Source organism: Enterococcus lactis, assembly GCF_015751045.1.
Lineage (GTDB): Bacteria > Bacillota > Bacilli > Lactobacillales > Enterococcaceae > Enterococcus_B > Enterococcus_B lactis.
The window spans coordinates 1-1,644 of record NZ_BNJW01000062.1; the positions used below are offsets into that span (position 1 = coordinate 1).

Genomic DNA, 1,644 nt, shown 5'->3' on the forward strand with positions numbered 1-1,644 from the left:
AAGATTGTTCGAACTTTTTATGAGAGTTTGATCCTGGCTCAGGACGAACGCTGGCGGCGTGCCTAATACATGCAAGTCGTACGCTTCTTTTTCCACCGGAGCTTGCTCCACCGGAAAAAGAGGAGTGGCGAACGGGTGAGTAACACGTGGGTAACCTGCCCATCAGAAGGGGATAACACTTGGAAACAGGTGCTAATACCGTATAACAATCGAAACCGCATGGTTTTGATTTGAAAGGCGCTTTCGGGTGTCGCTGATGGATGGACCCGCGGTGCATTAGCTAGTTGGTGAGGTAACGGCTCACCAAGGCCACGATGCATAGCCGACCTGAGAGGGTGATCGGCCACATTGGGACTGAGACACGGCCCAAACTCCTACGGGAGGCAGCAGTAGGGAATCTTCGGCAATGGACGAAAGTCTGACCGAGCAACGCCGCGTGAGTGAAGAAGGTTTTCGGATCGTAAAACTCTGTTGTTAGAGAAGAATAAGGATGAGAGTAACTGTTCATCCCTTGACGGTATCTAACCAGAAAGCCACGGCTAACTACGTGCCAGCAGCCGCGGTAATACGTAGGTGGCAAGCGTTGTCCGGATTTATTGGGCGTAAAGCGAGCGCAGGCGGTTTCTTAAGTCTGATGTGAAAGCCCCCGGCTCAACCGGGGAGGGTCATTGGAAACTGGGAGACTTGAGTGCAGAAGAGGAGAGTGGAATTCCATGTGTAGCGGTGAAATGCGTAGATATATGGAGGAACACCAGTGGCGAAGGCGGCTCTCTGGTCTGTAACTGACGCTGAGGCTCGAAAGCGTGGGGAGCAAACAGGATTAGATACCCTGGTAGTCCACGCCGTAAACGATGAGTGCTAAGTGTTGGAGGGTTTCCGCCCTTCAGTGCTGCAGCTAACGCATTAAGCACTCCGCCTGGGGAGTACGACCGCAAGGTTGAAACTCAAAGGAATTGACGGGGGCCCGCACAAGCGGTGGAGCATGTGGTTTAATTCGAAGCAACGCGAAGAACCTTACCAGGTCTTGACATCCTTTGACCACTCTAGAGATAGAGCTTCCCCTTCGGGGGCAAAGTGACAGGTGGTGCATGGTTGTCGTCAGCTCGTGTCGTGAGATGTTGGGTTAAGTCCCGCAACGAGCGCAACCCTTATTGTTAGTTGCCATCATTCAGTTGGGCACTCTAGCAAGACTGCCGGTGACAAACCGGAGGAAGGTGGGGATGACGTCAAATCATCATGCCCCTTATGACCTGGGCTACACACGTGCTACAATGGGAAGTACAACGAGTTGCGAAGTCGCGAGGCTAAGCTAATCTCTTAAAGCTTCTCTCAGTTCGGATTGCAGGCTGCAACTCGCCTGCATGAAGCCGGAATCGCTAGTAATCGCGGATCAGCACGCCGCGGTGAATACGTTCCCGGGCCTTGTACACACCGCCCGTCACACCACGAGAGTTTGTAACACCCGAAGTCGGTGAGGTAACCTTTTTGGAGCCAGCCGCCTAAGGTGGGATAGATGATTGGGGTGAAGTCGTAACAAGGTAGCCGTATCGGAAGGTGCGGCTGGATCACCTCCTTTCTAAGGAATATTACGGAGACTACACAATTTGTTTTTACTTTGTTCAGTTTTGAGAGGTTTACTCTCAA

At 52.3% G+C, this 1,644-nt stretch carries 1 rRNA gene; it reads left to right on the top strand.

What is annotated here, in order from left to right:
- Positions 1-15: 15 nt before the first annotated feature.
- Positions 16-1,576, top strand: a 16S ribosomal RNA gene (locus KFO35_RS14015).
- The last annotated feature ends 68 nt before the right edge of the window (positions 1,577-1,644 follow it).